Genomic DNA, 23,347 nt, shown 5'->3' on the forward strand with positions numbered 1-23,347 from the left:
CCCCCTTAAGGTCTTTCCCCTGTTATATCACTTTATTGAGGGAATATTCAATAATGCCTCTGGCTCCAGCCTCGATTAGTTTGGGAATAAGTTCTCTTACTTCTCCTTCCGAAATCACGGTTTCCACCGCGTACCAACCTTCCTGATAAAGTTTAGAAATGGTGGGGGCGGTAAGACTGGGCAGGATTTCCACAACCTTGTCCAAGTCCTTCTCGGAAACATTCATCTTGAGCCCGACCAACCGGTCAGCCTTAAGGGCGCCCTGAAGAAGAAGGGCCAATTGTTCGATTTTCTTACGCTTCCAAGGATCCTTCCAGGCAGCCTCGTTGGCGATGAGCTGAGGGTTGGTGACCATGAGTTCGTGAATGATCCTCAGCCCGTGGGCCCGAATGGTAGATCCGGTCTCGGTAACCTCCACAATGGCATCCGCAAGCCCCTGGACTACCTTGGCCTCCGTAGCCCCCCAGGAGAACTCCACCTTTACCTCAATGCCCCTTTCGGCAAAATAGCGTTTGGTAAAGTTGACCAGCTCGGTGGCAATCTTTTTGCCCTGAAGATCTTCAAGGGTCTTGATGTCTGAGTCCGCGGGCACGGCCAGCACCCAGCGGGCCGGACGCTTGCTCACCTTGGAATAGATGAGATCCGCCACCGGAACCACCTTGGAGTCGTTCTCGAGGATCCAGTCCTTACCGGTAATCCCAGCGTCCAGCACTCCGGCCTCCACATAGCGGCTCATTTCCTGGGCCCGACAAATAGCGCACGAGATCTCGGGATCGTCTATCTCCGGAAAATAGCTCCGGTGATGAACCTTGACCCGCCAGCCAGATTTCTCAAGCAACTCGATGGTAGCCTGCTCGAGACTTCCCTTAGGGATACCGAATTTAAGCACTCTTTCGCCCATAGACTTCCTCCGGATCAAAGATTTTTTCCGAAACAATCTCAACCGAGCCGTCCTTAAGGCGGCGATAGAAACACGAACGATAACCGGTGTGGCAAGCGGCCTTGCCGTATTGTTTGACTTTAAGGAGCACGGTGTCGGCATCACAATCAATAAGGATCTCTTTCACCTCCTGGATGTGCCCGGAGCTCTCGCCCTTAAGCCAAATCTTCTGCCTACTGCGGCTGAAGTAATGGGCCTTTCCGGTCTCAAGGGTCTTCTTCCAAGCCTCTTCGTTCATATAAGCCAGCATAAGGACCTCTCCGCTTTCGGCGTCCTGGACTATTACCGGCACCAGTCCTCCCATCTTCTTAAAGTCCGGCGCAAGCATTTAGGCCTCCCTGAGGGCTTTTTGCCATTCTTTTAATAAATAATCGGGGTGAGGATCTTTTACCAGGGCCTCACCAATCAGGGCCCCGGCCACCCCTGCCGAAAAAAGCCTTTTCAAGCTCTCTGCTTCCGAAAGACCGCTCTCGGAGATCACCGGAACCCCACTGGGCACGTGTTTCAAAAGCCGAAAGGTGGTCTCCACCGTAACCTCAAAGGTTTTGAGATTGCGGTTGTTGATACCAATGATATCCGCACCGGCGGAAAGAGCGATCTCAAGTTCCTCCTCGTCGTGGACCTCAACCAGAGCCGAAAGTTCGAGTTTTCGGGCGTAGGCCAGAAACTCCCGAAGTTCCTCGAAAGACAAAGCGGCCACGATGAGCAATACCGCATCCGCTCCGAAGGCCCGGGCCTCCTCGATCTGAACGGGATCAAGGATGAAATCCTTTCTCAAAAGAGGAAGCTCCACCACGCCTCTCACCGCAGCCAAATATTCCAGGGAACCTTGGAAATAAGGCTCGTCCGTAATGACGGAAATGGCCCCAGCCCTTCCCTGTTCATAAGAGCGGGCCAATCGGATGGGATCGAAATCGGGACATAACAGGCCTTTGGAGGGGGAGGCCCTTTTGACCTCCGCAATAATGGTAAAACCCGGAGCCGTGAGCGCTCCCCGAAAATCCCTCCGAGGGCTATCCCAAAAGGGTCTAAAGAAAAGCCCTCGGCTCTTGCGGAGCTCTATCTCTTTTCTCTTAGTTTCTAAAATACGTTCCAAAAATAGCTTTCCCGTTGACATCTTTTGGGCGACCGGTTTTATTTAAGTCTAAACTTTCCACGATTTTATATAGTGGAGGCGGAAATGAAAAGGACCTATCAACCAAGTCGGATAAAACGCAAACGGTGCCATGGTTTCCGAGCCCGGATGAGCAGCCGTTCAGGCAGAAAGATCCTAAAGAACCGCCGACGGAAGGGACGCTGGCGGCTTACGGTTTAGGCTTGAAACCCCAAGGACTTTCTAAGGCCGAAAGACTCTCCAGGAAAAGAGATTTTGAACGGGTTTTTAGGCGAGGCAAAAGGATTGATCTGCCTTATCTTAGGGTAATTTGCGCCGAAAATGGTCTTCCGTGGCGGAGGATAGGTTTTGCGGTCTCGAAAAAGGTGGGAAACGCGGTGGTGAGAAATCGGATAAAGAGGCTGCTACGCGAAACATTTCGCAAAAATAAAGACTTGTTTCCTCCGGGTTGCGATTTGGTCTTTATTCCCCGACGAGAAATAATCTCTTTATCACCGGAAAAAATCGCTCTAGATCTCAAAGAGGCCTTCGAAAAAAGATGCTGACTAAACTATTTATCTTTTTCATCCGGGCTTACCGTTACCTGATTTCTCCGTGGTTACCAAGGACCTGCCGGTTCTATCCCACCTGTAGCCACTATGCCGAGGAGGCCATACGGGAGTGGGGAGTATCAAGAGGCCTTCTCTTGGCCCTTAAACGAATCCTGAGGTGCCATCCCTTTCATCCCGGAGGCTTCGATCCAGTACCCAAAGGAGGTTCTTCTTGATGGAACAGCGAGCCCTTCTGGCCGTCATAATTTCTATTCTAATCATCATGGGTTTCCACTACTGGTTTGCCTCCCATTATGCTCCGCCCACAAAAAACCCTCAAAAAGTCACCCTTCAGAAAACAGCTTCAAAGGCCACGCCGGCTCGGGAAGTCTTGAAAGAACCCGCCAAGAAGACCGCCATAGATCTTTCTCGGGTCAAAGATTTCACCGTAGAAAACGAGGTCTTTCGGGCGATTCTTACCGAAGCCGGGGCCCGCTTTAAGAGTTTTGAGCTTAAAGGTTATCGCAAATACCTCTCCAAAGACGCGCCTCTCATTCAGCTCATCTCCGCGCCCAAAGAGGGGCTCCCCATCGAGATCTATCTGGCCAGTCGTCCCGAAACCGCTGTTTATCCCTATCGCGGCTCTAGAAGCAGTTCGGAATTATCTTTGACTTTCGAACCCCTGTTCAAAAGCCCTCTAGAACTCGTCAAGAGCTTTACTTTTCTGGAAAAAAGCTACCTTTTCCATTTCATGGTGAAAATACGGAATGAAGGCCAAAAAACAGCGAAAGACCGTCTCCTTCTGCGTATGGTGGCTTCTCCCTTCTCTGACGGCACTCGTTATGTCTCTAAAGGGCCTGCCTACTACGATGGCAAAAAGGTGGAACAGCTAAAACTCAAAAAAGGTCTTCGGGAGTATGCTGGTCCTCTCTCATGGGTGGGTTACGAAGATGTCTATTTCCTCATGGCTATCCTTCCCGAAGAAAATCTCAATTATCGCGTAACCTTTAGACGTCTCTCCAAGGAGACCGATGAGATCATCCTCTGGACTCCGGAGTTTACCCTTGGACCCGGCGAAGAAAAAGTTTTTAAATTTTCGGCTTATTTTGGGCCTAAGAAAATGGAAGTCTTGAAAGAGGTGGGAAGGGGGCTCCCACAGGCCCTTCATTTCGGGTTCTTCGATCCCGTGGCCAAGCCCCTTCTCTGGTGTCTCAAGTTCTTTAATCGTTATGTGGGCAACTATGGCTTGGCCATCGTTCTCCTCACCGTCCTCATAAGGATCCTTTTCTGGCCCCTAAACCACTACAGCTACAAGAGTATGAAAAAGATGCAGGAAATCCAGCCCCTGATAAAACGGCTGAGGGAAAAATACAAAGATGATCCTCAGGCCTTAAACCGTGAACTCATGCAGGTCTATCGTACTTACAAGATCAATCCCTTTTCCGGGTGTCTGCCCATGCTAATTCAGATCCCGGTCTTCTTTGCCCTTTATAAGGTCCTTCTCCAGGCCATTGAATTGCGCCACGCGCCCTTCTTCGGTTGGATCAAGGATCTTTCGGCCCCGGATCGCCTGCCGATAGGCTTTGATATCCCTTACCTTGGAGGACTCCCGGTACTCACCATCCTCATGGGGCTCTCCATGTACATCCAGCAGAAACTTTCTCCCTCTTCACTTGATCCTACTCAGGCCAGAATCATGCTCATCATGCCTATCTTTTTCACCGTGCTTTTTGTGAACTTCCCTTCGGGGTTAGTACTTTACTGGTTGGTCAACAATCTCCTTTCCATAGCCCAACAAGTTACCACTAACAAAATCCTTCAGGCGAGGTGAGAGCTATGATGGAAGAAAAGATTTTCGAGGCCAAAAGCGTGGATCAAGCCATTGAAGAGGCCTGCCGGGTGTTAGGGTGTTTACCCGAGGACTTAGAGATTGAGATCCTGGAACACGGTTCTTCCGGTCTTTTTGGAATAGGGGCCAAAAAGGCCAAAATCAAGGTCCGCATGAAACCCGAAAAGCTCCTTTCCGAGCGGGCCAATCGGGCGGTGATGTTTCTAAAGGAACTATTTCTATCTGGAGAGCTCAAGATTGAACCCCAAGCCCAGCTTGAAAAGGATTATGTAAAAATCAATCTCGAAGGCGAAGACGCCGCCCTTTTTACGGCCAACGGTGGCACGGCCCTTGAGGCCCTAGAATTTCTCACCAACAAGATTGTAGCCCGTCGGCTCGGTGTAGGAGCCAAGATCGTAGTGGATGTGAACGGCTTCCGGGAAAACCGCGAGCGTCGGCTCATCAAAATGGCCCGAGAGGCGGCGGACAAAGCCAAAAGGACCAGGAAACCGATATCTCTCCCCCCCATGAACGCCAAGGAACGGCGCATCGTTCACCTGGCCCTGAAGGATCGGCGGGATGTCCACACCCGGAGTGCGGGCGAAGGGGAAAGGCGCCACGTGGTGGTTTACCCCGGCCCGCCTCGTAAGAAATGAAGCCCGAACTTTCGCGGACCGAAGATACCATTGCCGCCATCGCTACCCCTCCAGGCCCGGGGGCCATCGGGGTCATAAAGATAAGCGGGCCGGAGGCCGAAACCATCGCCCATCGGCTCTTCCGGCCCAAAAAGCCCCGAAAATACTTTGAGTCCCATCGGCTTTATTACGGCCACATCCTCGATCCTGAAAACGGAGAGGTCATAGACGAGGTCCTGGTGGCCCTCATGCGAAAACCACATTCCTACACCCGGGAGGATGTCTTAGAGATTTACGCCCACAGCGGCTATCTGGTGCTCACTAGGATCCTAGAGTTAGTGCTAAAGAGCGGAGCTCGCCTGGCCGAACCAGGAGAGTTCACCCGGAGGGCCTTTCTCAACGGCCGGATCGACCTAGCCCAAGCCGAAGCCGTACAGGAACTCATAACCGCCCGCTCGGAATCCGCCCTGAAACTGGCTCTGAATCAGTTATCCGGGAAACTCTCCGAAAGAATAAACGAAGTCAAGGAACGGTTACTTTCTCTCCTTGCAATTGTTGAGGCCGCAGTGGATTTCCCGGAAGAGGATATCGAGATCATAGCCCCTGCTGAAATGGCCCGCACTCTGCGAGAGGGAATCCTACGGCCTATTGAGAAACTAGTAGCAAGCTTCCGGGAAGGACGGATCTACCGGGAGGGGCTAGCCGTGGTGCTTGCGGGCAGACCCAACGTGGGAAAGTCCAGTCTGCTCAACGCCCTCCTTCGGGAGGAAAGGGCCATCGTGACCCCCATACCCGGGACTACCCGAGACGTCCTTGAGGAGACCGCCCAGATCGGAGGACTTCCTGTGCGATTGATTGATACCGCTGGCCTCAGGGAAACCGAAGATGTGGTGGAAGCCCTAGGAGTGGCCAAGGCCAAGGAAAAACTCGAGACCGCAGACTTGGTGATCTTTCTCGTGGATGGAAAAGAGTTACCCACCGAGGAGGACCGCAGGCTTTATGAACAAGTCATAGAGCGACCTCATCTTGTGGCTGTAAACAAGATCGATATCGCCCCAGAGGAACATCTTTCCAAATGGGAGAGATTCTTCCCAGAAAAACCGGTCTTCATTTCAGCCAAGGAGGGAACTGGCCTCTCCGAACTTTCCCGGAAGGTCTTTGAGATCGTGATCGGGAAGGGTCCGAGTGAACCTCCAGAGATCGCCCCCAATCTGCGACAAAAGGCCGCCCTTGAGCGAGCCGCCGAGGCCGTGAAAAGGGCCCTCGGCCTTCTGGAACAAGCGGCTCCCCTTCCAGAGCTCCTAGCCATCGAACTCCGGGAGGCCCTTTCCGCCCTCTCTGAGATTACCGGAGAGGTCACCACCGAAGATCTTCTAGACCGCATTTTCAGCACTTTCTGTATCGGAAAGTAAAAGGTAAATTGAAGTCTGGGGGAATGATGCCGCCTATAGTCTGTGTCATAGCTGGTTCCGATCCTTCCGGGGCTGCTGGGCTCCAGATGGATCTCCGCGTGTTGAGTCTCCTTGGAGTTTACGGTACGAGTATTCCCACGGCTTTCACCGTTCAGGGACTTGATAAAGGAATTGCTTGGGAGCCTTCCCCACCGGATCTATTTGAAAAGGCCCTCCAAACCGTGTTTTCAGAGCTTCCAGTAAAGGTTGTAAAATGCGGCATGCTAGGGACGGCGGAAGTGGCCCTCAAATTAGCCGAAGTTCTTCCCTCCTTTTCTGGCAAAGTAATCATTGATCCCATCCTTTCGGCCTCAAGCGGACTTTTCCTTTCGGAAAAGAAGCTGGTATCAGTCCTCCGGGAGAGACTTTTTCCCCTTGCTACCCTGGTGACTCCCAATATTCCAGAGGCCGAAGCCCTACTGGGCCTAAAAATCAATCCTGGAGATGAGCCCGAAGCGGTAAAGGCCCTCAAGGCCCTGGGGCCCCAGGCCGTACTTCTTAAAGGGGGACACCGAAAGGCGGAAAAAGTCCAAGATTTCTTTTTTGACGGCTATACCTTAAAAATCTTTGAACACCCACGTCTTGAGGGAAATTTTCGAGGCACAGGCTGTTTTTTAGCTTCGGCCATTGCTGGACTCCTTGCCCAGGACAAGGCCCTCGTTTCGGCCGTAGAAGAGGCTATAAGTCTCCTTGAGCTGGCCCTATATTCGGCCCAAAGTTCAAATATTTTCCCCCCTCCCGCCAATGCCTTAGTGCTTTGGGAAAGACTTTCCGGCGGACGGAAAGTCCTTGAAGATCTTATGGCCGCGGTGGAAAAGTTCGTAAGTCATCCGGTAAGGCCCCTTATCCCGGAGGTCCAGAGCAATTTGGCCTATGCCCTACCTTACGCCCGGAAGGTGTCTGAAGTGGCGGCCTTTCCCGGACGGATTGTGGGTTACGGAAATTCAGCCCGGCCTGTTGGTTGTCCCCGCTTTGGAGCTTCCAGTCATGTGGCCCGCATCGTGCTTACAGCCATGCGGTTTGAGCCTTCCAAAAGGGCCGCCCTCAATATCCGCTTCGACCGAAAGTTTATAGAAAAAGCCCAAAACCTGGGCTTAAAAGTGGGTTGGTTCTCCCGCAGGGATGAGCCAGAGGAAATCAAGGCCCGCGAGGGAGGTACCCTTTCTTGGGGGGTAAGGCGGGTCATTCAGGAACTCGGACTCGTCCCTGACCTCATAGCCGACGAGGGCGATCTCGGCAAGGAACCCATGATACGAATCCTGGCCGAAGACCCCTTCAAAGCCGTGGAGATCGCCCTGAGTCTTCTATGAAAGGCCTCTGCCCTTGTGATGGGCTAGTATACATGCTAAAGAAAAAGAAAAGGGCGTAGGGAGGAACCTATGGCTATAAGCCGGGAGGAGGTTCAGCATGTAGCCCATCTGGCTCGCTTGGAATTTTCTGAGGCCGAACTTGAACGCTTCACCCAAGAGTTGTCCAAGATTCTGGACTACATGGAAAAACTCTCGGAACTTGACACCTCCGGGGTAGAACCAACCTACCACGCCTTAAATCTTGCCAACCGTTTCCGGGAAGATGAAGTTCGGCCCTCGTTTCCACCGGAGGAGATTCTCTCAAACGCCCCCCAGAAGGAGGGAACCTCTTTTGTAGTCCCCAGAGTCATCAAGTAGGGAGGTAATATGCAGAGGCTTTCCATACTGGAAATCCGGGAAAAGCTCCGTAAAAAAGAGATAAGCTCGAGAGAGATTACGGAATATTACCTTTCGCGGATAGAAAAGCTTGATCCCCAGATCAAGGCTTATCTCACGGTGACCCGGGAGGAGGCCCTGGCCCAGGCCCAAGCCGCAGACGAAAAACTTGCCCGGGGCGAGGAGCTCCCCTTATTGGGGGTGCCCCTCTCGGTAAAGGACAACATCTGCACCAAAGGCATCCGGACCACCTGTGCCTCCCGGATCTTGGAAAATTTCGTACCGCCTTATGACGCTACGGTGGTAGAAAGGCTCAAGGAGGCCGGGGCGGTCATCCTGGGGAAGACTAACCTAGACGAATTTGCTATGGGCTCTTCCACGGAAAACTCAGCCTTTTTCCCCACGCGTAATCCCTGGGATCTTGAGAGAGTCCCGGGAGGATCCTCTGGTGGTTCAGCGGCTGCGGTTGCGGCGGAACTGTGTGCCGGCTCCCTGGGATCAGACACCGGAGGTTCCATCCGGCAACCAGCAGCCTTCTGCGGGGTGGTGGGGCTAAAACCTACCTACGGTCGGGTCTCCCGATACGGGCTGGTGGCCTTTGCCTCCTCGCTCGATCAGATCGGGCCCCTTACCCGAACGGTGTCGGATGCGGCCCTTCTTCTTCAGATAATAGGTGGGCCCGATTCCCGGGATTCTACCTGCTACCCCGAAGCCCAGCCGGACTACCTTTCCGAGCTTGAAAAACCCTTGCCCAGGCTCAAGCTAGGACTTCCCAAGGAGTATTTCGGCGAAGGCCTTTCGGATGAGATCAGGATCAAGTTAGAAGAAAGCTTCCGGGAGCTTGAAAAGTTGGGTTTTGAGCTCAGAGAGGTCAGCTTGCCTCACACCGAATATGCCGTAGCAGCCTACTATATCATTGCCCCGGCTGAGGCCAGTTCTAACCTGGCCCGTTATGACGGGGTGAAATACGGCTTGAGACTGGAAGGCCGGGACCTCCTAGATATGTATAAGAAAACCCGTTCGCAGGGCTTCGGAGCGGAGGTCAAACGTCGTATCATGATCGGTACCTACGCCCTTTCGGCCGGATACTATGACGCTTATTACCGCAAGGCTTCCCAGGTGAGAACACTCATCGCTCGCGATTTCGAAGAGGCCTTTAAGGAGGTGGACCTCATCCTCACGCCGGTAACGCCCACCTCGGCCTTTAGGCTGGGAGAAAAGACTCAGGATCCCCTGCAAATGTATCTCTCCGACATTTTTACTATTCCGGTAAATCTCGCCGGCCTAGTGGGACTCAGCCTCCCGGTAGGACTTACCTCTGAAAATCTGCCAGTAGGACTTCAGATCATTGGCCCTCATTTCAGTGAACCCCTGGTTTTGAACCTGGCGCATCGGCTCGAGGAGGCCCTTTCCCTGAACCTAAATCCGCCTCCGGAGTAAAGGGTGCAGAGATTACCCCTCAACTACCTGAAACCCGGCATGATTACCGCCGAAGAAGTCAAAGATGAAAAGGGCCGGGTGTTATGTCCCACAGGCACAAAAATTAGCCCCGAATTGCTCGAAAGATTCTCCAGAATGGGGGTACAATTTGTCACGGTCAAAGGCCGGCCGGTAAACTTCCCCTGGGAAAAGTCTCTTGAGGAGGAATTGTCCGAGCTAGAAAAAAGATTTTCACAAGCTAAACATCCTTTTCTCGTTGAGCTCAAGGAAAGCTTAAAGGAGTTCTTGTCAGCTCAGTTTTCTGAGGCCCAAGAAAATGTGGGATGATAAACGACGTGAGATCAAGAAGAAACTGCGAAGTCTACAAGGACTTCCCACCCTACCTCCCATTGTGGTCAAACTCACCCAGATGATCGGTGACGATACGGTTTCGGCCCCTCAAATTGCGGCGGTTATAGAAAGAGATCAGGTATTGACTAGCAAAGTCCTCCGTTTGGTCAACTCGGCCTTTTACGGTTTTCCTCGCCGCATCTCTACGGTCTCGAACGCTATCGTCCTTTTGGGGTTCAATGTTATTCGGACGCTGGTCATCACGGCTTCCATTTTCGAGATCATGCAAAGCCGCGATATAGGGCTTTGGGAACATTCTTTAGGAGTAGCCGCGGTCTCCGGTATCCTGGCCAAGAAACTTGAAATTCCTAATCCCGAAGAAGTCACCACTGCGGGTCTGCTCCACGATCTCGGAAAGGTGGTAGAAAGGGCTTCTCTCCTTGAAGACTACAAAGCTATTCAAAACCTAGTTGAGGCCCGGGGAATCCCTTGGCGAGAGGCCGAAAGAGAAATTTTACACATGGATCACGCCGAAATCGGAGGTTATCTATTAAATCGTTGGAATCTTCCAGAAAGGTTAATCGAGCCGGTGGCTTTTCACCATGAAATCAAAAAGGCCAGGAAATTTCCGCTAGAGACCGCCGTTATTCAGCTTGCAGATATTCTGGTTCGGGCTCGGGGATTCGGGTACGCGGGAGACCCGTGGGTCCCTGAACCCGAAGAAAAGGCCTTGAAACTCTCAGGCCTTACCGTGGAGGCTATCAAACCCCTTTGGCCGATTTTGGAATCCAAATTCTATGAATTAAGATTTTTCACTGAAGAGATGCGGGAGGCCCTTGTTGAAAAACATCCTTCTGGTAGCTGAAAAGGTTCCGCCTTACACCCATTGGACCAAGTTGCTTTTGGAAAGGGGCTATCATGCTGAAATATTTTCGGACATTAACCTAGCTGCCGAGCACATCCTTTTCAAACTTCCGGATATGTTACTCATTGAAGAAAAACTCCATCCTGCGCTGGTCAAAGATCTGGTCTTTGCCCTCAAGGCCGATTTGAGCCTTTCGTCCCTTCCGGTTTTGCTTATCCTTTTGCCTGAAAGGATTTCGGAAATAGAATGGGAAGAATACCTTATAGACGACTTCATCTGTGAAGGGGCCTCCGACGAAGAAGTAATTTCAAGGGTTCACTTGGCCTTTGTAAGGGCCAGTCGTCTAGCTGACAACAATCCCCTTACCGGACTTCCTGGAAATACTTCTATCTTGAGGAAAATAGAGGAGGTCTTGAAGAGTGAAAGTCCCCAGGCAGTAGCCTATGTGGATATAGACCACTTCAAACCCTTCAATGATGCTTACGGCTTTTCTCGCGGTGACGAAATCATTCGCATGCTGGCCCGAATCTTGGTCCATACCGTGGAGCAGTATGCGGGCGCCAAAGGTTTTGTAGGTCACATCGGAGGAGACGATTTCGTGTTCATCTGTCCCCTAGAATACGCTGAAGATATAGCCCGCGAACTCATTCAGAAGTTCGATCAACTGATCTTAAGTTTCATAGAGCCTGAAGACAAGGAACGGGGCTGCATCATCACCACCGATCGACAAGGGGTCCTCTGTCGAATACCCTGGCCTTCGATCTCCATTGCCATTGTGCCGGTCTGGAAAGACCATTTTGAGCATTATGGAGAGGTGGCTTCGGTCGCAGCCCAGATCAAAAAATATGTCAAAAGTATCTCTGGAAGCGCTTATCTAGTAGATCGACGGGGAAAAAACCGTAGCAAATTTTTCCGGGAAGAGAAGGACCAAAAGAGCTCCCAAAGCTAGAAACGGTCCAAAGGGAATACTGGTAGTGCCCGAAATTTTCTGTCGCTTTATAAGGGCTATGAAAAGGGCTCCGAACACCCCGGAAAGAGAGGCCGCAAAGACCACTGAAAGAAGTCGTTCAAGTCCTAAAAAGCTCCCGATCATGGCCAGAAGCTTATAATCTCCTCCTCCAAGGCCCTCTCGTCCTCGAAACCAAAAATAGAACTCTCCCAGAAGATAAAACCCTCCGGCTCCACACAGAGCCCCAAGGAAAGCCCCCTTGGGGTCTACCAGAGGATTGAACGGTGAAAATACAAGCCCAACCAAAAGTCCCCCCAGCGAAAGTTCATCCGGAATGATCCTATGTTCCAAGTCTATGAAAGAAATCGCCAGGAGAAACAGGGAAAAAACATAAAAAATAAAGGCTGTCAAAGTCAAATCGAATTTTGCCACAAAATAAAAGGCTAGTGCGCCGGATAGAAATTCCACCAGAGGATATCTCATCGAAATCTTTGTGCCGCAAGCGCGGCATCGCCCTTTCTGCAAGAAAAAGGATAACAGGGGCACGTTCTCGTACCAGGAAAGCTCGTGTCCACAGGTCGGACAGAACGATCGGGGCGCGATCACCGAAAGGCCTCTAGGCAAACGATAAATAACCACATTCAGGAAGCTTCCAAAACAGAGCCCGAAAAGGAAGGCCAAAAAGGGAAAAAGCTTCATTCTTCGGAGGAAATCAACTCATCATAGATGTTTCGAGCTTCTTCTATCAATTGAAGGGCCTTCAAGAATTTAGCATAGACGTGATGGAACCCACCCTCTATTTCCAAAAACTGAAGTCCTGCTCCCCTGGTTCCCGAGCCTCCCTGATGCATGACTATAGCCCTTATCGGAATACGTCCTATCGAAGGCAATTCCAACTCTAGATTCAAGATTGTACCGGGACGAGGAGGGTTCTCCATAGGAATAAAGCAACCCTTCAGAGAAAGATTGCCCACTTCAAAGGGCTTTGCGTATCCCGGGATATAGGCACGTACACATTCATAATAAAATCTGGGAAATTTTCTTCTATCCCTCAACCGAAGCCCCCTTGGTTTCTTCTTAGATCTATGATAAATTCAAAACAATAAAAAAGCAAATTTAATAATAAAAAGTCGATTTTTGTGGAGCGCGAAAAGGTTATTTTAAAAGAGGCTATTTTAACTCCCCAAGAAGCCGTCAAAAAGGCTCCTCCATTACAGGGAGTACCCACAGGTGTAGAAGGTCTTGATGAGCTCTTTTTTCGGGTGGAATGGGAGAGCGGAAATCCTCAGCGCAAACCGTTAGGGGGCATTCCTCTTGGGGCTGTGGTCAATATCACGGGGATGCCCGATACCGGGAAGAGCCTTATGGCTGAACAATTCACGATCAAACAGGCCTCTGTCGGCCAAAGGGTCTGCTTTGTCACCGTAGAGACTCCAGCGGCCTTTGTGGTCAAAGGGCTAGAGGAAAGGGCCAAGGCCATGGGTATCAAGTTCTCCGAAATCGAGGACCGAATCGTTTTGCTAGACGCTGCCAGCTATCACCGCTTACGGGAAGATCTGCCCACTCTCATGGATACTTTGGCCCACATCTACCGCACCTACAAAGTAAATCATACGGTTGTCGACTCTGTGACAGGGCTTTATGAGGCTCGAGAAATGATGGCCCGCAGTGTGGTACGGGCCCTTTATTCCTTCTGTAAAAAATGGCAACAGACGGCAGTTTTTGTTTCTCAGAAAAGAAGTTCCCACGAAGAACTTTCAGCCGAAGCTGCCGGAGGCTACGCCGTAGGCCATATCGTGGACTGTACCTTAGTGCTCTCCAAAGAACTCCTTCTTTCTCCCCGCTCGGCTGCGGCCTATAAATTGCCCCCGGGGTCCATCCTCAGGCTCTTTCGCATTGACGGTTGTCGCCTCTGCGGGCACGATACCTCGGTAAGGACGCTTGAAATCACGGAACTAGGCCTGGTAAGAATTGGAAAACCCCTTTCGGAAGTTCTTAAGACATGAACCTTGCACCTGAAGACTTCTTCGATTTCAGAAGTCTATCCCGTCATGGGGTGCTATTCGATGGTCTGAGCTTCGTTTGGGAGGCCTTAGCTCGCCTAAAGGACTATCTTAAAGATCACGTAAAACCTCTTCCTATAGAGGTTCCCGTAGGTGAACCCCTACAGGAAGGCTTGGTACTCTATCGGGACGTGGTTTTGCCTTTTAAGGCTGTTACCTGGCACCTTCAAAAGAAGGGGCCCGTGGTAGAGTATGGGGGGGAAAGGCTTCCCGGGGCATCCTTGATCTTCCCGGGAGCGGTTCTTTTTGATCGGGAAATCGAGATTGAGGAAGGCGTAATAATCGAACCCGGGGCCCTTATCAAAGGACCAGCCATTTTAGGACCTGGGACTGAAGTTAGACAGGGGGCCTATATTCGAGGGAACCTCCTTTGTGGTCAGGGTTGCGTCATTGGCCACACCACCGAGGTCAAAAATGCCATTTTACTTGATGGGGCCAAAGCCGGCCATTTCGCCTATATTGGAGATAGCATTTTAGGAAAAGAAGTCAATCTTGGTGCCGGTACCAAACTGGCCAATCTCAAACTCACAGGCACTACCGTTAAAATCCGTCACAAGGGCCAGGTTTTAGATACCGGTTTGCGGAAGCTAGGAGCTATTCTGGGAGACGAGGTCCAGACCGGTTGCAACAGTGTCACCAACCCCGGAACCTTGATAGGCCCTGGAAGCTACGTCTTGCCCAATACTACGGCTGGTCCCGGAGTCATTCCGGGCAAAAAGATTATACGTTAATAAACCTAAAGGAGGTTCGAATGCTTAAACGTTTGGCTACTCTGTGTTTGACGGTCCTTTTGTTTTTGAGTGGGATCGCCTGGTCCAAGGATGCCCAGGTTATTGCCAAAGTGGGACCCTATAGCCTGACTAAGGCAGACTTCGAAAAGGAACTCGAAAAAAACTCTCGCCTCAAAGCCCTTCTCGCTATGAGACCGGAACTCAAGCAAGTATTGGTTAAACGATGGGTAGAGGTTACCCTTCTGGCCCTAGCCGGGGAAGACGAAGGACTTCTCAAAGATCCTGAGGTCAAGGCCCAAATAGAGGAACAGACCCGCATGATCCTCGCCCAAAATTACTATGAACGCAAAGTCTTAAAGAATCTCAAGGTATCCGAGCGTGAGCTTCAGGAGTACTACCTGAAACACAAGAAAGACTACCGTGTTCCTGAAAGGGTAAAGGCCAGGCACATCTTGATTCGGGTACCAGAGAAGGCCGGCCCCGAGGCCCAAAAGGCGGCCTTAAAGAAAGCTGAAGATCTCCGGCAGAAGATCCTTGCTGGGGCCGACTTTTCGGAAATAGCCCGCAAATACTCCGAAGATCCCGGAACCAAAGATAAAGGTGGAGATCTCGGATTTTTCGCCCGGGGTCAAATGATTCCTGAATTCGAAGAAGCAGTCTTCAAGCTCAAGGTGGGGGAAATCAGCCCGCCTATTAAGACCCGGTTCGGATATCATTTGGTTCAAGTAGAGGCCAAGGTTCCGGCCCAAGAACAACCTTACGAAAAAGTAAAGGATCAGGTCAGGCAAGACCTCCTGGAGGCCAAAAAGACCGAGAGGATCAAGGCCCTCATGACCAAACTGAGCAAAAAATATCCGGTTGAGATCTATACGGAAAACCTTCCGTGATTCCGAAGTTTCTGCTTAGCAAGCTAGAAAATCCTCTGAGGTCAGCCCTAGAGGAGGAACCGGAAAGGTTCCTCCTCTTTCTAGATCTTGAGACCGAAGGTCTCTCCAAAGAACGAAACGGGATTACTGTCCTAGGGACCTTTGCCGAAGGGACCTACAGGGCCTTTGTCTCAGGTGTCAATCTCGAGAAAGGACCAGCATATCTTTCTCGCTATCCTGTGTGGGTCACCTTTGGAGGCACGCACTTCGATCTTCCTTTTCTAAAAAATCATTTTCCGCATCTCAAAGCTCCAGAGCTCCACATCGATCTTAAATTTCTTTTTCGAAGGCTCGGCTTCAAAGGCGGCCTCAAAAAACTTGAAGTCCGTTTCGGGCTCGCCCGAAAAACTCAGGGACTTACAGGTTATGACGCCGTAAAGCTCTGGCAAAGGTGGAGGCAGAAGAAGGATAAGCGAGCCCTTAGAACTCTCCTTCTTTACAACCGTGAAGACGTGGAAAACCTGAAACCCCTTCTCGAAACCGCCAAAAGACTCTTTGAGTTGACAGCCACGGAAACCCTAAATACCTTACCTCAGGAGGCTGGCCTTGTCTGCAAGGGATGAACTTCCCCTAGCTATAACGGAAAAGTTCCTAGAATACGCCGCCGATCTCTCTTGTTCACTTCCTTCAAGTGCCATCTTGGTCTACGCGGATGTCTTTGCCGGCGGGGAAAAGCTCGACCGATTTCTTGAAAAGACCAATCATCGAAGGCTCTTTCTCGTAACCAGAGAGAAAGGGTTCCAAGCCCCGGAAGGTATTGAAATCATCGAAGTCCCGGAGATCAAACTCACCCGACTGGGCCAAATCAAAGTGGCCATTCTCATCGGAGTGGCTAGGGGGCTTTTTTCCCATCAGGATATATTGGTCTGTCTCTCCGGGGTGGCCGAAAGCGGCTACCTGGACACTCTCTTTATCCTCGATTTGGACAAGGAATTTGAGATCTTTGCCCTTTCTCAACTAGAAGATCTAAAAGAGATCGTAAGACCCGAAGTCTTCCAACGGGTCCTTTCGCTTGCCATCACCTTGGCCACCCAAGGCCGAGAGGGCAAACCCGTAGGCACCTGTTTTATTATGGGAGATTCGGACGAAGTCCTAGCCCACTGCGAACAAATGGTCATCAATCCTTTTAGGGGTTATCCTGAAAACGAACGCAACATTTTAGATCCTCGACTCGAAGAAACCATCAAGGAATTCGCACTTCTTGACGGGGCCTTTGTCATTCGAGGAGATGGAATTATCGAGACCGCCGGGGCCTTTATCCGGACCGGTATCGTGAGTGCGGATATCCCTAGTGGTCTCGGAGCTAGGCACCGTTCGGCAGCCGCCATTACAGCCATCACCAAAGCGGTAGCCATCACGGTGAGCGAATCCACGGGTACCGTAACCGTTTTTCGAGACGGCAAGATTGTCATGGAAATCGAAAAACCACACCCCCTAGGACCCGAAACCCAGTGGCGACGAGCCTTTTACGCCGGGCCGCATGCACCTTCGGAATGGCCGCATAAAACCAAAATCGACTAAAGGAGGGTTATAAATGAGATTTGTTAAAGGCTATGCACTTTTAGTGGTATGGCTCCTTCTAATAGGAAGTCTTCCAGCTTGGGCCGACCCCGGAGTGTGGGACAGCCTTTTTAAGGTCACAAAGGTAACACCTCAGAAAAGTCCTGCCAAAGGGGTCTCTTCTAAAGATATGGCTGTGGCTCAAAGTCTCTCTCGGGCTTTTGCTGCGGTGGTAGAAAAGGCCGCCCCAGCAGTGGTCTTCATTGAAGTAGAAAAAACGGTCATCCGAAAATCCCCTGGGCCTCATCCTTTTCCTTTCGGTCCCTTTCCTTTCGATTTCTTTGGCGACGATTTCATGAGACGTTTCTTCCCTCAGCTTCCGCAGAAATTTAAGCAACGTGGTGCCGGCTCCGGCTTCATTGTGAGTTCGGATGGCCTGATATTTACCAACAATCATGTGGTAGAAGGTGCCGATAAGGTCACAGTCAAACTGGCTGATGGCCGGGCCTTTAAGGCCAAAATAGTGGGGCGAGATCCCCAATCGGATGTGGCTGTCCTTAAGGTTAAGGCCAAGAATCTTCCTACCGTACCTCTTGGCGATTCGGACAAAATCGAGGTGGGGGAATGGGTGATCGCTATCGGAAATCCTTTTGGTCTCAGCCACACCGTAACCGTGGGAGTGGTAAGTGCTAAAGGCCGAAGTGGTCTCGGGATCACCGATTACGAGGACTTCATCCAGACCGACGCCGCCATCAACCCCGGAAACTCTGGAGGGCCGCTCCTCAATCTTCGGGGGGAGGTCATCGGGATGAATACCGCCATTTTTACTCGTTCCGGGGGCTACATGGGTATCGGCTTCGCCATCCCTATTAATATAGTAAAGCTGGTAGCCCAGCAGCTGGTCAAACAAGGCAAGGTCATCCGGGGCTGGTTAGGAGTGGTGATTCAAGATCTCACCCCGGCACTAGCCGAGGAGTTCGGATTGAAGAAGACCGAAGGAGCCCTGGTGGCTGAAGTCCTCAAAGACTCTCCAGCAGACAAAGCGGGCCTCAAGCAAGGGGATGTGATCGTCAAATACAACGGCAAACCCGTAAAAAATGCCTCCGAACTTCGAACTTTTGTAGGTCTGACTCGTCCCGGAACCAAGGTAGACCTAGAAGTGATAAGGGATGGCAAATCTCTAGTCCTGAAGGTTACTATTGGCGAATATCCCAAGGAAGCCCGTCTTTCGAGTGCTTCTCCGGAAATAAGCGATCTTCTTGAAAAATTGGGCTTTAAAGTGGAAGCCCTGACTCCGGAGATAGCCAAAGAACTCGGTTATGCTGTCAGGCACGGGGTGATCATTTCAGCGGTAGCTCCGGGAAGCCCAGCGGCCATGGCTGACCTCCGTCCGGGGCTGCTCATAGAAGAGGTAAACCGTAAACCAGTCAAAAGCCTTACGGATTTCTATGAAGCCCTGGCCCTTTCCAAGAAAACCGGACGGGTGTTACTTCTCGTAAGGGATCAACGCTTCCGGCGCTTCGTGGTCCTTTCTTTGAGATAATCCCTTCTATTCCTGGGGCGGGGCTCAAACCCCCGCCCCTTTTTATCGAGTTTTTCGATCTTTATCAGGCGTCGCTATCAACATTTCCCATTTGCCTCTCTGAAAGGCCTCCTTTATTCTCAAATTGAATACCGTAGGGAGAAAAGGCATGCGAGAGATCGACTGTCGCGGGCTTGCCTGTCCCCAACCGGTCATCAAGACCAAAGAGGCCCTGGAAGAACTGTCGGATGGGCAAATCCTCCAAGTATTGGTGGATAACGAAGCCGCGGTCAAGAATGTCTCCCGTTTTGCTGAAACCCAGGGACACGCGGTGGAGGTCATCGAAAAAGGACAAGACTTTGTCATAAAGATTACCAAAAAAGGTTCAGGACATCCTGTAAGTGAGATTACCTGCGAACGTCCGGAGGGTGTCTTTCGGGTAATAGTTTTTCCCTCGGACCGTATGGGAGAAGGCGACGAGGAGCTAGGCCGTAAGCTTGCAGTAAATTTCATCAAAACCCTTAAAGAGATATCTCCTCTGCCGCAGAGCCTCATTTTCTATAACCGAGGGGTCTTCCTCACCACTGAGCCCTCTCCGGTCCTTGAGGATCTAAAGATCCTCGAGGATTATGGGGTAGAGATCCTTTCCTGCTGGACTTGTCTTTCGCATTATGGCCTCGAGGACAAACTTCGGGTGGGCCGGGCTAGCAATATGTACGAAATATTATCCCATCTAATGCGGGCTACGGTAGTTATTCGTCCTTAAGGCCTAGCCTTTTTATCCAAAAACCGTTATATTTTAGTAAATCTTGAAAGGACTGTAATATGTTTAGAAATCTCGCTTTGATTTGGACATTCCTCTTTTGGGCCTCTTTGGCCCTGGCCGGTGGCTCCCAGGAAGAGAAAGGGGGAAGCTTTGCCCTTATCTCTGGCCTGGTACTTCTAGGCTTACTCTTTAGTACGGCCCTAGCGGGGCACCTTTTTTTAAAGCGCCGGGTTTCACGAAAGGTTCATCATCTCCTGGCTTATTTGACTCTTGTAGTAGCTCTGATACACGCGACTTATAACATCTTTCTACACTAAGAGACCATGGAAAAGACCGTCGCTACCAACAAAAAGGCCCGTTTCCTTTATGACATCGAAGAAACCTACGAGGCCGGTCTGGTCCTTCTGGGGCCGGAAGTAAAGAGTTTGCGGATGGGGCGGGCCAATCTCGCGGACAGTTTCGCCCGGGTGGTAAACGGGGAGGTGTATCTTTACAACCTCCACATTAGTCCTTATCCTTATTCTAGAGAGGCTGCTCTTTTAGATCCGAGGAGAACGCGCAAGCTACTTTTGAAAAAGGCCGAGATTAACCGCTTGGCCGGTAAAGTGGCCGAGCGGGGGTATACCCTCGTGCCCTTACGGATCTACTTTAAAGACGGCTGGGCTAAAGTAGAACTAGCCTTAGCCAAGGGTAAAAAGCTCTATGACCGGCGCGAGACCATTAAGCGCCGGGAAGAAGAGCGTGAGCTTAGGCGACGTTTCAAAGGCAAGATCAAGTAGGGGGCGAAGAGGGCTCGACGGGGGTGTGTAGGCCTAAACGGCGTGCCGAGGTCCCCACCGCCTCGTAAAAAAGGTGGGAAAAACACAAGTGCCGACGAATACGCTTACGCTCTGGCGGCCTAAAAAATAGAGCCGCCCGCTCCGGATGAGCCTTCGGCCCGCGGGGCCTCCGGAGCGCCGGGTTAGCGGGCTGGATGGAAGGGAGTGCCTGCCTCCCTTCCATCGAGAGTCCAGCAGGCTGGGCGAGGAGGAAGCGCCCGGGTCTTTCTCCTCGTCGAGATCGACTACCCGGGCTACGCACGTAGAAGTTTAGGCTGAAGCACCTCCGGACGCGGGTTCGATTCCCGCCGCCTCCACCAGTTTTTGGTAATTTCTTACGGAGTTATGAACACCCAAATCGGATTGGGGTACCTTTAGGTCACCTTCCAGAGAATCGTTGATAAATCAAACTTTCTCAAGGTAAACCTGAAGCCCTTTACAAGGTGTTTTTGGGCGCTCAGGGGCTTAAGGAAATCCTCTTAATCCTCAGACACGCTCGACGAAGCACTATGGGGGGCAGGGGATTGTCCTCGTTTCCATTCCTCACAAAATGTCAAAAATTTTGACAAAAGGTTGGTCTGAATCTTTTTAGAATGGATCACTATCAGAAACTTTCGATGTAACTGGAGAAAGGGGACTGACAGTCGAACTAGCCAGCCTTGTTCAATTTCTCGTCTTACGGCTAGGAAAGAAAGGCAAGCTATACCCAAGCCCGACTCTACGGTCTTCTTGATGGCCTCTGTATGCCCCAGTCTTAATAAGACGTTAAACTGTCTCACATGTTTAGAAATCTCGGCCTCAAAAATTTCTTCAGTACCAGAGCCCTTCTCGCGCACTATCCACTTAGCTTTTTCCAGATCAGATGGAGTTAGTTCCTCCTTTTGGGATAAGGGGTGACGTGGGCTAGCAATGATCACTAGTTCATCATCGAGCCAGGGCAGAGCCTTTATCTCTTCATGGTGAGTATAGCCCTCAATAAACCCCACATCAAAGGCTCCCGATAATATTCCAGACTCAATTTGCTCTGTATTGCCAATACTAAGATTGATCGTAACACCGGGATACCTATCTACAAAGGCCCCTATTAAATAGGGCAGCAAATAGCTACCTATGGTGGTGCTGGCCCCCACCCTCAGATCCCCTGTTATAGAATCTCCCCTCTCTGCCAACAATGTCTCCACATTTTCAACCTGACGCAGGATTTCCCTAGCGTGGGAGAGCAGAAGCCGCCCCCGATCATTGAGAACTAGCCGCCGTCCGATTCGATCAAAAAGAGGAGTCCCTAACTGATTTTCCAGCTCTGATATGGCCATACTGACAGCAGGCTGACTCAGAAACAGCCGCTGGCTGGCCTTAGAGACATGACCCGTCTCAGCGACCGCCAGAAAGATCTCTAACTGCCTAAGGGTAATGGTCATTTTTTCTTTTTCCTTTATCAATATAATTTATTTAAATTTTAAAAAATATAAATTGGACTTTTATAATATAGAAGCCTATACTTTCCATAGATATTACTAGAGTTTTCGGGCTTTAGGATTTACGGGGTAGCCGGCACCCCAGAAATAGGAATGGGGAGGAAAAATGTTGACCAAGACTATAAAAATCCTGTGGATTTGCTCCTTATGGAGCATATTAACGGTTTCTCATTGTATGGGCAAGGTCTCACGTAATGAGGTTAAGGGCGCATTTAGAATATGGTCTACTGCCCAGGTTGAAGAAGCCCTTAAAAAGGGAAAAGTGGTCATCATTGATGCCCGAAATATACCGGAAGAAGATTATTTAGAGGAACACCTGCCGGGGGCAGTGCGATTGAATAATCATATGTTGACCACGAAAAGATACGGAGTTCCGGGGATACTCCTCTCAGACAGAGAACTAGAGGAGAAGATATCCCAGGCTGGTTTATCCGAGAATTCTCGCGTGATCGTCTATGCTCAGGGAGAAACTCCAAAAGACTACGTTGATGCCGCCCGTGTGCTGGCTATTTTAAATTATGTGGGAATTAAGGACACCTATTTCATGGACGGAGGGCTAGCCAAGTGGGAAGCAGAAGGTCGGCCCCTTGCGGAAGGCCCCGTCTCGGTGAAAAAGACCAATTTTAAAATCAAGCACCCTGATCGATCTATTTTCTGTGATCTGGTGACTGTGGAAGAAATCCTATGCAAGAAACGTCAGGGAATCTTGGTGGATGCACGTCCTATAAAATACTACGAAGGAAGGGACCAAGACCCGCGACTCTATCGACATGGTCATATTCCGGGAGCAATAGATCTTCCAGCCTCTCTGTTTACAAAAAAAATAAAAGATTACTATATCCTAAAATCTCCGGAAGAGATTAAGGCCATTCTGAAAATTTATGGACTAACGCTAGACAGGCCCCCCGTCTGGATCAGCTATTGCAATACCGGCCATCTCGCTTCCGGCCTCTGGTTTGTAGCTCGTTATGTCTTGCACAAGAGGACGGTCAAAATCTACGATGGGTCTATGGTTCAGTATGCAAAGACAAACCTGCCTATCGAGAAGGCGAGAGAGTTGAAGCCAAAGAGATTACTTGCTCAATGCCCAGCTCAATTAGAGCACAAATTGAGGTCCGAGAAAAGCATCCACTAAACCCGTTGATATGTTTGAGATTGAGCCGAATAGCTGATCCCAGGCGGTAAGTTAAAGGAAAATCGGAAAATACCAAGGCTGAACCGAAAGGCACCGCAGGAGGTTTCAGGGGGCGTAAGCCCCCTGACAAAACAATTGAGCAGAGATCATGGTCATTAAAAGACCGAGCGAAGAGTAATTTGGGCTATGACAAAAAGGGGAGAGTTAGGAGGTACCATCAATGAGTTCTAACCAAAACATTGTTGAGTTTTCCGTGTCACCGGTGGATCATGTGTGTGATCTCCACGGAGATCCTTGTCATCCCGATCTGGTATTGTTTTTCAATGGCAACCAATGGATGGTTATTGAGGAGCTTTTAGCGGCTTTTCGACAAGAACATCCGGATATCAAGAATATCTTTTACGAGACTCTGCCTCCGGGCATCTTAGCCCACCAGATAAGACATGGGACCCTGCGAATTGGCGAGCTTATAATCAGCACCCCACCTGGTATTTTCACCGCCGGCCGTGAAGAAATGGAGGCCTCCTTGAGGAGGGCCTCATCAACAGCTACCATCTTTACGCCGAAAACGGTCTGAGCATCTTGGTTCCAAAGGGTAATCCTGCCGATATCCGGCCTAAGATAAGATTCACGCTGGGTTCATA

At 50.6% G+C, this 23,347-nt stretch carries 29 protein-coding genes and 1 other RNA gene; 24 read left to right on the forward strand and 6 right to left on the reverse strand.

Going from position 1 to position 23,347, the window contains the following annotated elements; all coding sequences use genetic code 11:
* Positions 1-22: 22 nt before the first annotated feature.
* Genes hisG through trpC form a run of 3 tightly spaced genes read right to left on the reverse strand, consistent with a single transcriptional unit; the run spans position 23 to position 2,036 of the window.
* The gene (gene hisG / locus TDIS_RS01105) at positions 23-901 is read right to left on the reverse strand and encodes an ATP phosphoribosyltransferase (protein WP_068668413.1); all 879 of its coding nucleotides are present in this window, start codon (positions 899-901) and stop codon (positions 23-25) included.
* Entirely contained in the window at positions 882-1,268 is a 387-nt protein-coding gene (gene hisI / locus TDIS_RS01110) for a phosphoribosyl-AMP cyclohydrolase (RefSeq protein WP_068668415.1), read from the reverse strand. Before hisI ends, hisG begins: the two co-directional genes overlap by 20 nt.
* Positions 1,269-2,036, reverse strand: coding sequence for an indole-3-glycerol phosphate synthase TrpC (gene trpC / locus TDIS_RS01115; RefSeq protein ID WP_244147454.1), 768 nt, complete (start codon positions 2,034-2,036; stop codon positions 1,269-1,271).
* An 84-nt stretch (positions 2,037-2,120) separates the two neighbouring features.
* On the opposite strand from trpC, the gene rpmH reads away from it, so the two are divergent.
* From rpmH to TDIS_RS01175, 12 genes are all read left to right on the forward strand, one after another.
* A complete protein-coding gene (gene rpmH, locus TDIS_RS11270; protein ID WP_068668419.1) occupies positions 2,121-2,255 on the forward strand; it encodes a 50S ribosomal protein L34 in 135 nt (44 codons plus the stop codon).
* Between the two features lie 2 nt (positions 2,256-2,257).
* Positions 2,258-2,599: a ribonuclease P protein component gene (gene rnpA, locus TDIS_RS01125; protein WP_068668421.1), complete on the forward strand. Its 342-nt coding sequence runs from the start codon at positions 2,258-2,260 to the stop codon at positions 2,597-2,599.
* Entirely contained in the window at positions 2,593-2,820 is a 228-nt protein-coding gene (gene yidD / locus TDIS_RS01130) for a membrane protein insertion efficiency factor YidD (RefSeq protein WP_068668423.1), read from the forward strand. The genes rnpA and yidD overlap by 7 nt, the downstream gene beginning before the upstream one ends.
* Positions 2,820-4,415 carry a membrane protein insertase YidC gene (gene yidC / locus TDIS_RS01135; protein WP_068668425.1) on the forward strand — a complete coding sequence of 532 codons (1,596 nt, stop codon included), beginning with the start codon at positions 2,820-2,822 and terminating at the stop codon, positions 4,413-4,415. Before yidD ends, yidC begins: the two co-directional genes overlap by 1 nt.
* 5 nt (positions 4,416-4,420) lie before the next feature.
* Positions 4,421-5,068, forward strand: coding sequence for an RNA-binding cell elongation regulator Jag/EloR (gene jag / locus TDIS_RS01140; RefSeq protein ID WP_084270884.1), 648 nt, complete (start codon positions 4,421-4,423; stop codon positions 5,066-5,068).
* The gene (gene mnmE / locus TDIS_RS01145; RefSeq protein ID WP_068668427.1) at positions 5,065-6,459 is read left to right on the forward strand and encodes a tRNA uridine-5-carboxymethylaminomethyl(34) synthesis GTPase MnmE; all 1,395 of its coding nucleotides are present in this window, start codon (positions 5,065-5,067) and stop codon (positions 6,457-6,459) included. The genes jag and mnmE overlap by 4 nt, the downstream gene beginning before the upstream one ends.
* A 23-nt stretch (positions 6,460-6,482) precedes the next feature.
* Complete coding sequence (locus TDIS_RS01150) at positions 6,483-7,808, forward strand: thiamine-phosphate synthase family protein (protein WP_084270885.1); 1,326 nt, start codon at positions 6,483-6,485, stop codon at positions 7,806-7,808.
* A gap of 69 nt (positions 7,809-7,877) precedes the next feature.
* Entirely contained in the window at positions 7,878-8,165 is a 288-nt protein-coding gene (gatC, locus tag TDIS_RS01155; RefSeq protein ID WP_068668430.1) for an Asp-tRNA(Asn)/Glu-tRNA(Gln) amidotransferase subunit GatC, read from the forward strand.
* 9 nt (positions 8,166-8,174) lie between these two features.
* Positions 8,175-9,623 (forward strand): Asp-tRNA(Asn)/Glu-tRNA(Gln) amidotransferase subunit GatA, encoded by a 1,449-nt coding sequence (gene gatA, locus TDIS_RS01160; protein ID WP_068668432.1) that lies wholly within the window; start codon positions 8,175-8,177, stop codon positions 9,621-9,623.
* A 3-nt stretch (positions 9,624-9,626) separates the two neighbouring features.
* Complete coding sequence (locus TDIS_RS01165; protein ID WP_068668434.1) at positions 9,627-9,950, forward strand: hypothetical protein; 324 nt, start codon at positions 9,627-9,629, stop codon at positions 9,948-9,950.
* Complete coding sequence (locus TDIS_RS01170) at positions 9,940-10,818, forward strand: HDOD domain-containing protein (RefSeq protein WP_068668436.1); 879 nt, start codon at positions 9,940-9,942, stop codon at positions 10,816-10,818. The genes TDIS_RS01165 and TDIS_RS01170 overlap by 11 nt, the downstream gene beginning before the upstream one ends.
* Positions 10,793-11,767 (forward strand): diguanylate cyclase domain-containing protein, encoded by a 975-nt coding sequence (locus tag TDIS_RS01175; protein WP_068668438.1) that lies wholly within the window; start codon positions 10,793-10,795, stop codon positions 11,765-11,767. The genes TDIS_RS01170 and TDIS_RS01175 overlap by 26 nt, the downstream gene beginning before the upstream one ends.
* Here the strand turns inward: TDIS_RS01175 and TDIS_RS01180 are convergent.
* Both TDIS_RS01180 and TDIS_RS01185 read right to left on the reverse strand, forming a co-directional pair.
* On the reverse strand, positions 11,693-12,466 hold the full coding sequence (locus TDIS_RS01180; RefSeq protein WP_068668440.1) for a prepilin peptidase: 774 nt from the start codon (positions 12,464-12,466) through the stop codon (positions 11,693-11,695). The genes TDIS_RS01175 and TDIS_RS01180 overlap by 75 nt on opposite strands.
* Complete coding sequence (locus TDIS_RS01185) at positions 12,463-12,822, reverse strand: PilZ domain-containing protein (protein ID WP_068668442.1); 360 nt, start codon at positions 12,820-12,822, stop codon at positions 12,463-12,465. Before TDIS_RS01185 ends, TDIS_RS01180 begins: the two co-directional genes overlap by 4 nt.
* Before the next feature lie 78 nt (positions 12,823-12,900).
* On the opposite strand from TDIS_RS01185, the gene TDIS_RS01190 reads away from it, so the two are divergent.
* The 10 genes from TDIS_RS01190 (at position 12,901) to ssrA (ending at position 20,413) form a co-directional block, all read left to right on the forward strand.
* On the forward strand, positions 12,901-13,773 hold the full coding sequence (locus tag TDIS_RS01190; RefSeq protein ID WP_068668444.1) for a KaiC domain-containing protein: 873 nt from the start codon (positions 12,901-12,903) through the stop codon (positions 13,771-13,773).
* Complete coding sequence (locus TDIS_RS01195) at positions 13,770-14,561, forward strand: LbetaH domain-containing protein (protein ID WP_068668446.1); 792 nt, start codon at positions 13,770-13,772, stop codon at positions 14,559-14,561. Before TDIS_RS01190 ends, TDIS_RS01195 begins: the two co-directional genes overlap by 4 nt.
* 20 nt (positions 14,562-14,581) lie before the next feature.
* Entirely contained in the window at positions 14,582-15,448 is an 867-nt protein-coding gene (locus TDIS_RS01200; protein ID WP_068668448.1) for a peptidylprolyl isomerase, read from the forward strand.
* Positions 15,445-16,050 (forward strand): ribonuclease H-like domain-containing protein, encoded by a 606-nt coding sequence (locus TDIS_RS01205; RefSeq protein WP_068668449.1) that lies wholly within the window; start codon positions 15,445-15,447, stop codon positions 16,048-16,050. The genes TDIS_RS01200 and TDIS_RS01205 overlap by 4 nt, the downstream gene beginning before the upstream one ends.
* Positions 16,034-17,008, forward strand: a complete 975-nt coding sequence (locus TDIS_RS01210) for a DNA integrity scanning protein DisA nucleotide-binding domain protein (protein WP_068668450.1) — start codon at positions 16,034-16,036, stop codon at positions 17,006-17,008. Before TDIS_RS01205 ends, TDIS_RS01210 begins: the two co-directional genes overlap by 17 nt.
* Positions 17,009-17,021: 13 nt before the next feature.
* Entirely contained in the window at positions 17,022-18,530 is a 1,509-nt protein-coding gene (locus tag TDIS_RS01215; RefSeq protein ID WP_068668451.1) for a DegQ family serine endoprotease, read from the forward strand.
* A gap of 148 nt (positions 18,531-18,678) precedes the next feature.
* Positions 18,679-19,275 carry a sulfurtransferase-like selenium metabolism protein YedF gene (yedF, locus tag TDIS_RS01220; protein WP_068668452.1) on the forward strand — a complete coding sequence of 199 codons (597 nt, stop codon included), beginning with the start codon at positions 18,679-18,681 and terminating at the stop codon, positions 19,273-19,275.
* Between the two features lie 59 nt (positions 19,276-19,334).
* Positions 19,335-19,592, forward strand: coding sequence for a hypothetical protein (locus TDIS_RS01225; RefSeq protein WP_068668453.1), 258 nt, complete (start codon positions 19,335-19,337; stop codon positions 19,590-19,592).
* Between the two features lie 6 nt (positions 19,593-19,598).
* Complete coding sequence (gene smpB, locus TDIS_RS01230; protein WP_068668454.1) at positions 19,599-20,054, forward strand: SsrA-binding protein SmpB; 456 nt, start codon at positions 19,599-19,601, stop codon at positions 20,052-20,054.
* Positions 20,054-20,413, forward strand: a transfer-messenger RNA (tmRNA) gene (gene ssrA, locus TDIS_RS01235). Before smpB ends, ssrA begins: the two co-directional genes overlap by 1 nt.
* Positions 20,414-20,572: 159 nt before the next feature.
* On the opposite strand, the gene TDIS_RS01240 is transcribed toward ssrA, so the two are convergent.
* Complete coding sequence (locus TDIS_RS01240; protein ID WP_068668461.1) at positions 20,573-21,511, reverse strand: LysR family transcriptional regulator; 939 nt, start codon at positions 21,509-21,511, stop codon at positions 20,573-20,575.
* 163 nt (positions 21,512-21,674) lie between these two features.
* Here TDIS_RS01240 and TDIS_RS01245 point away from each other — a divergent pair, with 163 nt between their 5' ends.
* Positions 21,675-22,703: a sulfurtransferase gene (locus TDIS_RS01245; RefSeq protein WP_084270887.1), complete on the forward strand. Its 1,029-nt coding sequence runs from the start codon at positions 21,675-21,677 to the stop codon at positions 22,701-22,703.
* A 220-nt stretch (positions 22,704-22,923) separates the two neighbouring features.
* Positions 22,924-23,280, forward strand: a complete 357-nt coding sequence (locus tag TDIS_RS01250; RefSeq protein ID WP_068668466.1) for a hypothetical protein — start codon at positions 22,924-22,926, stop codon at positions 23,278-23,280.
* Positions 23,281-23,347 lie beyond the last annotated feature (67 nt).

The organism is Thermosulfurimonas dismutans, from assembly GCF_001652585.1.
Lineage (GTDB): Bacteria > Desulfobacterota > Thermodesulfobacteria > Thermodesulfobacteriales > Thermodesulfobacteriaceae > Thermosulfurimonas > Thermosulfurimonas dismutans.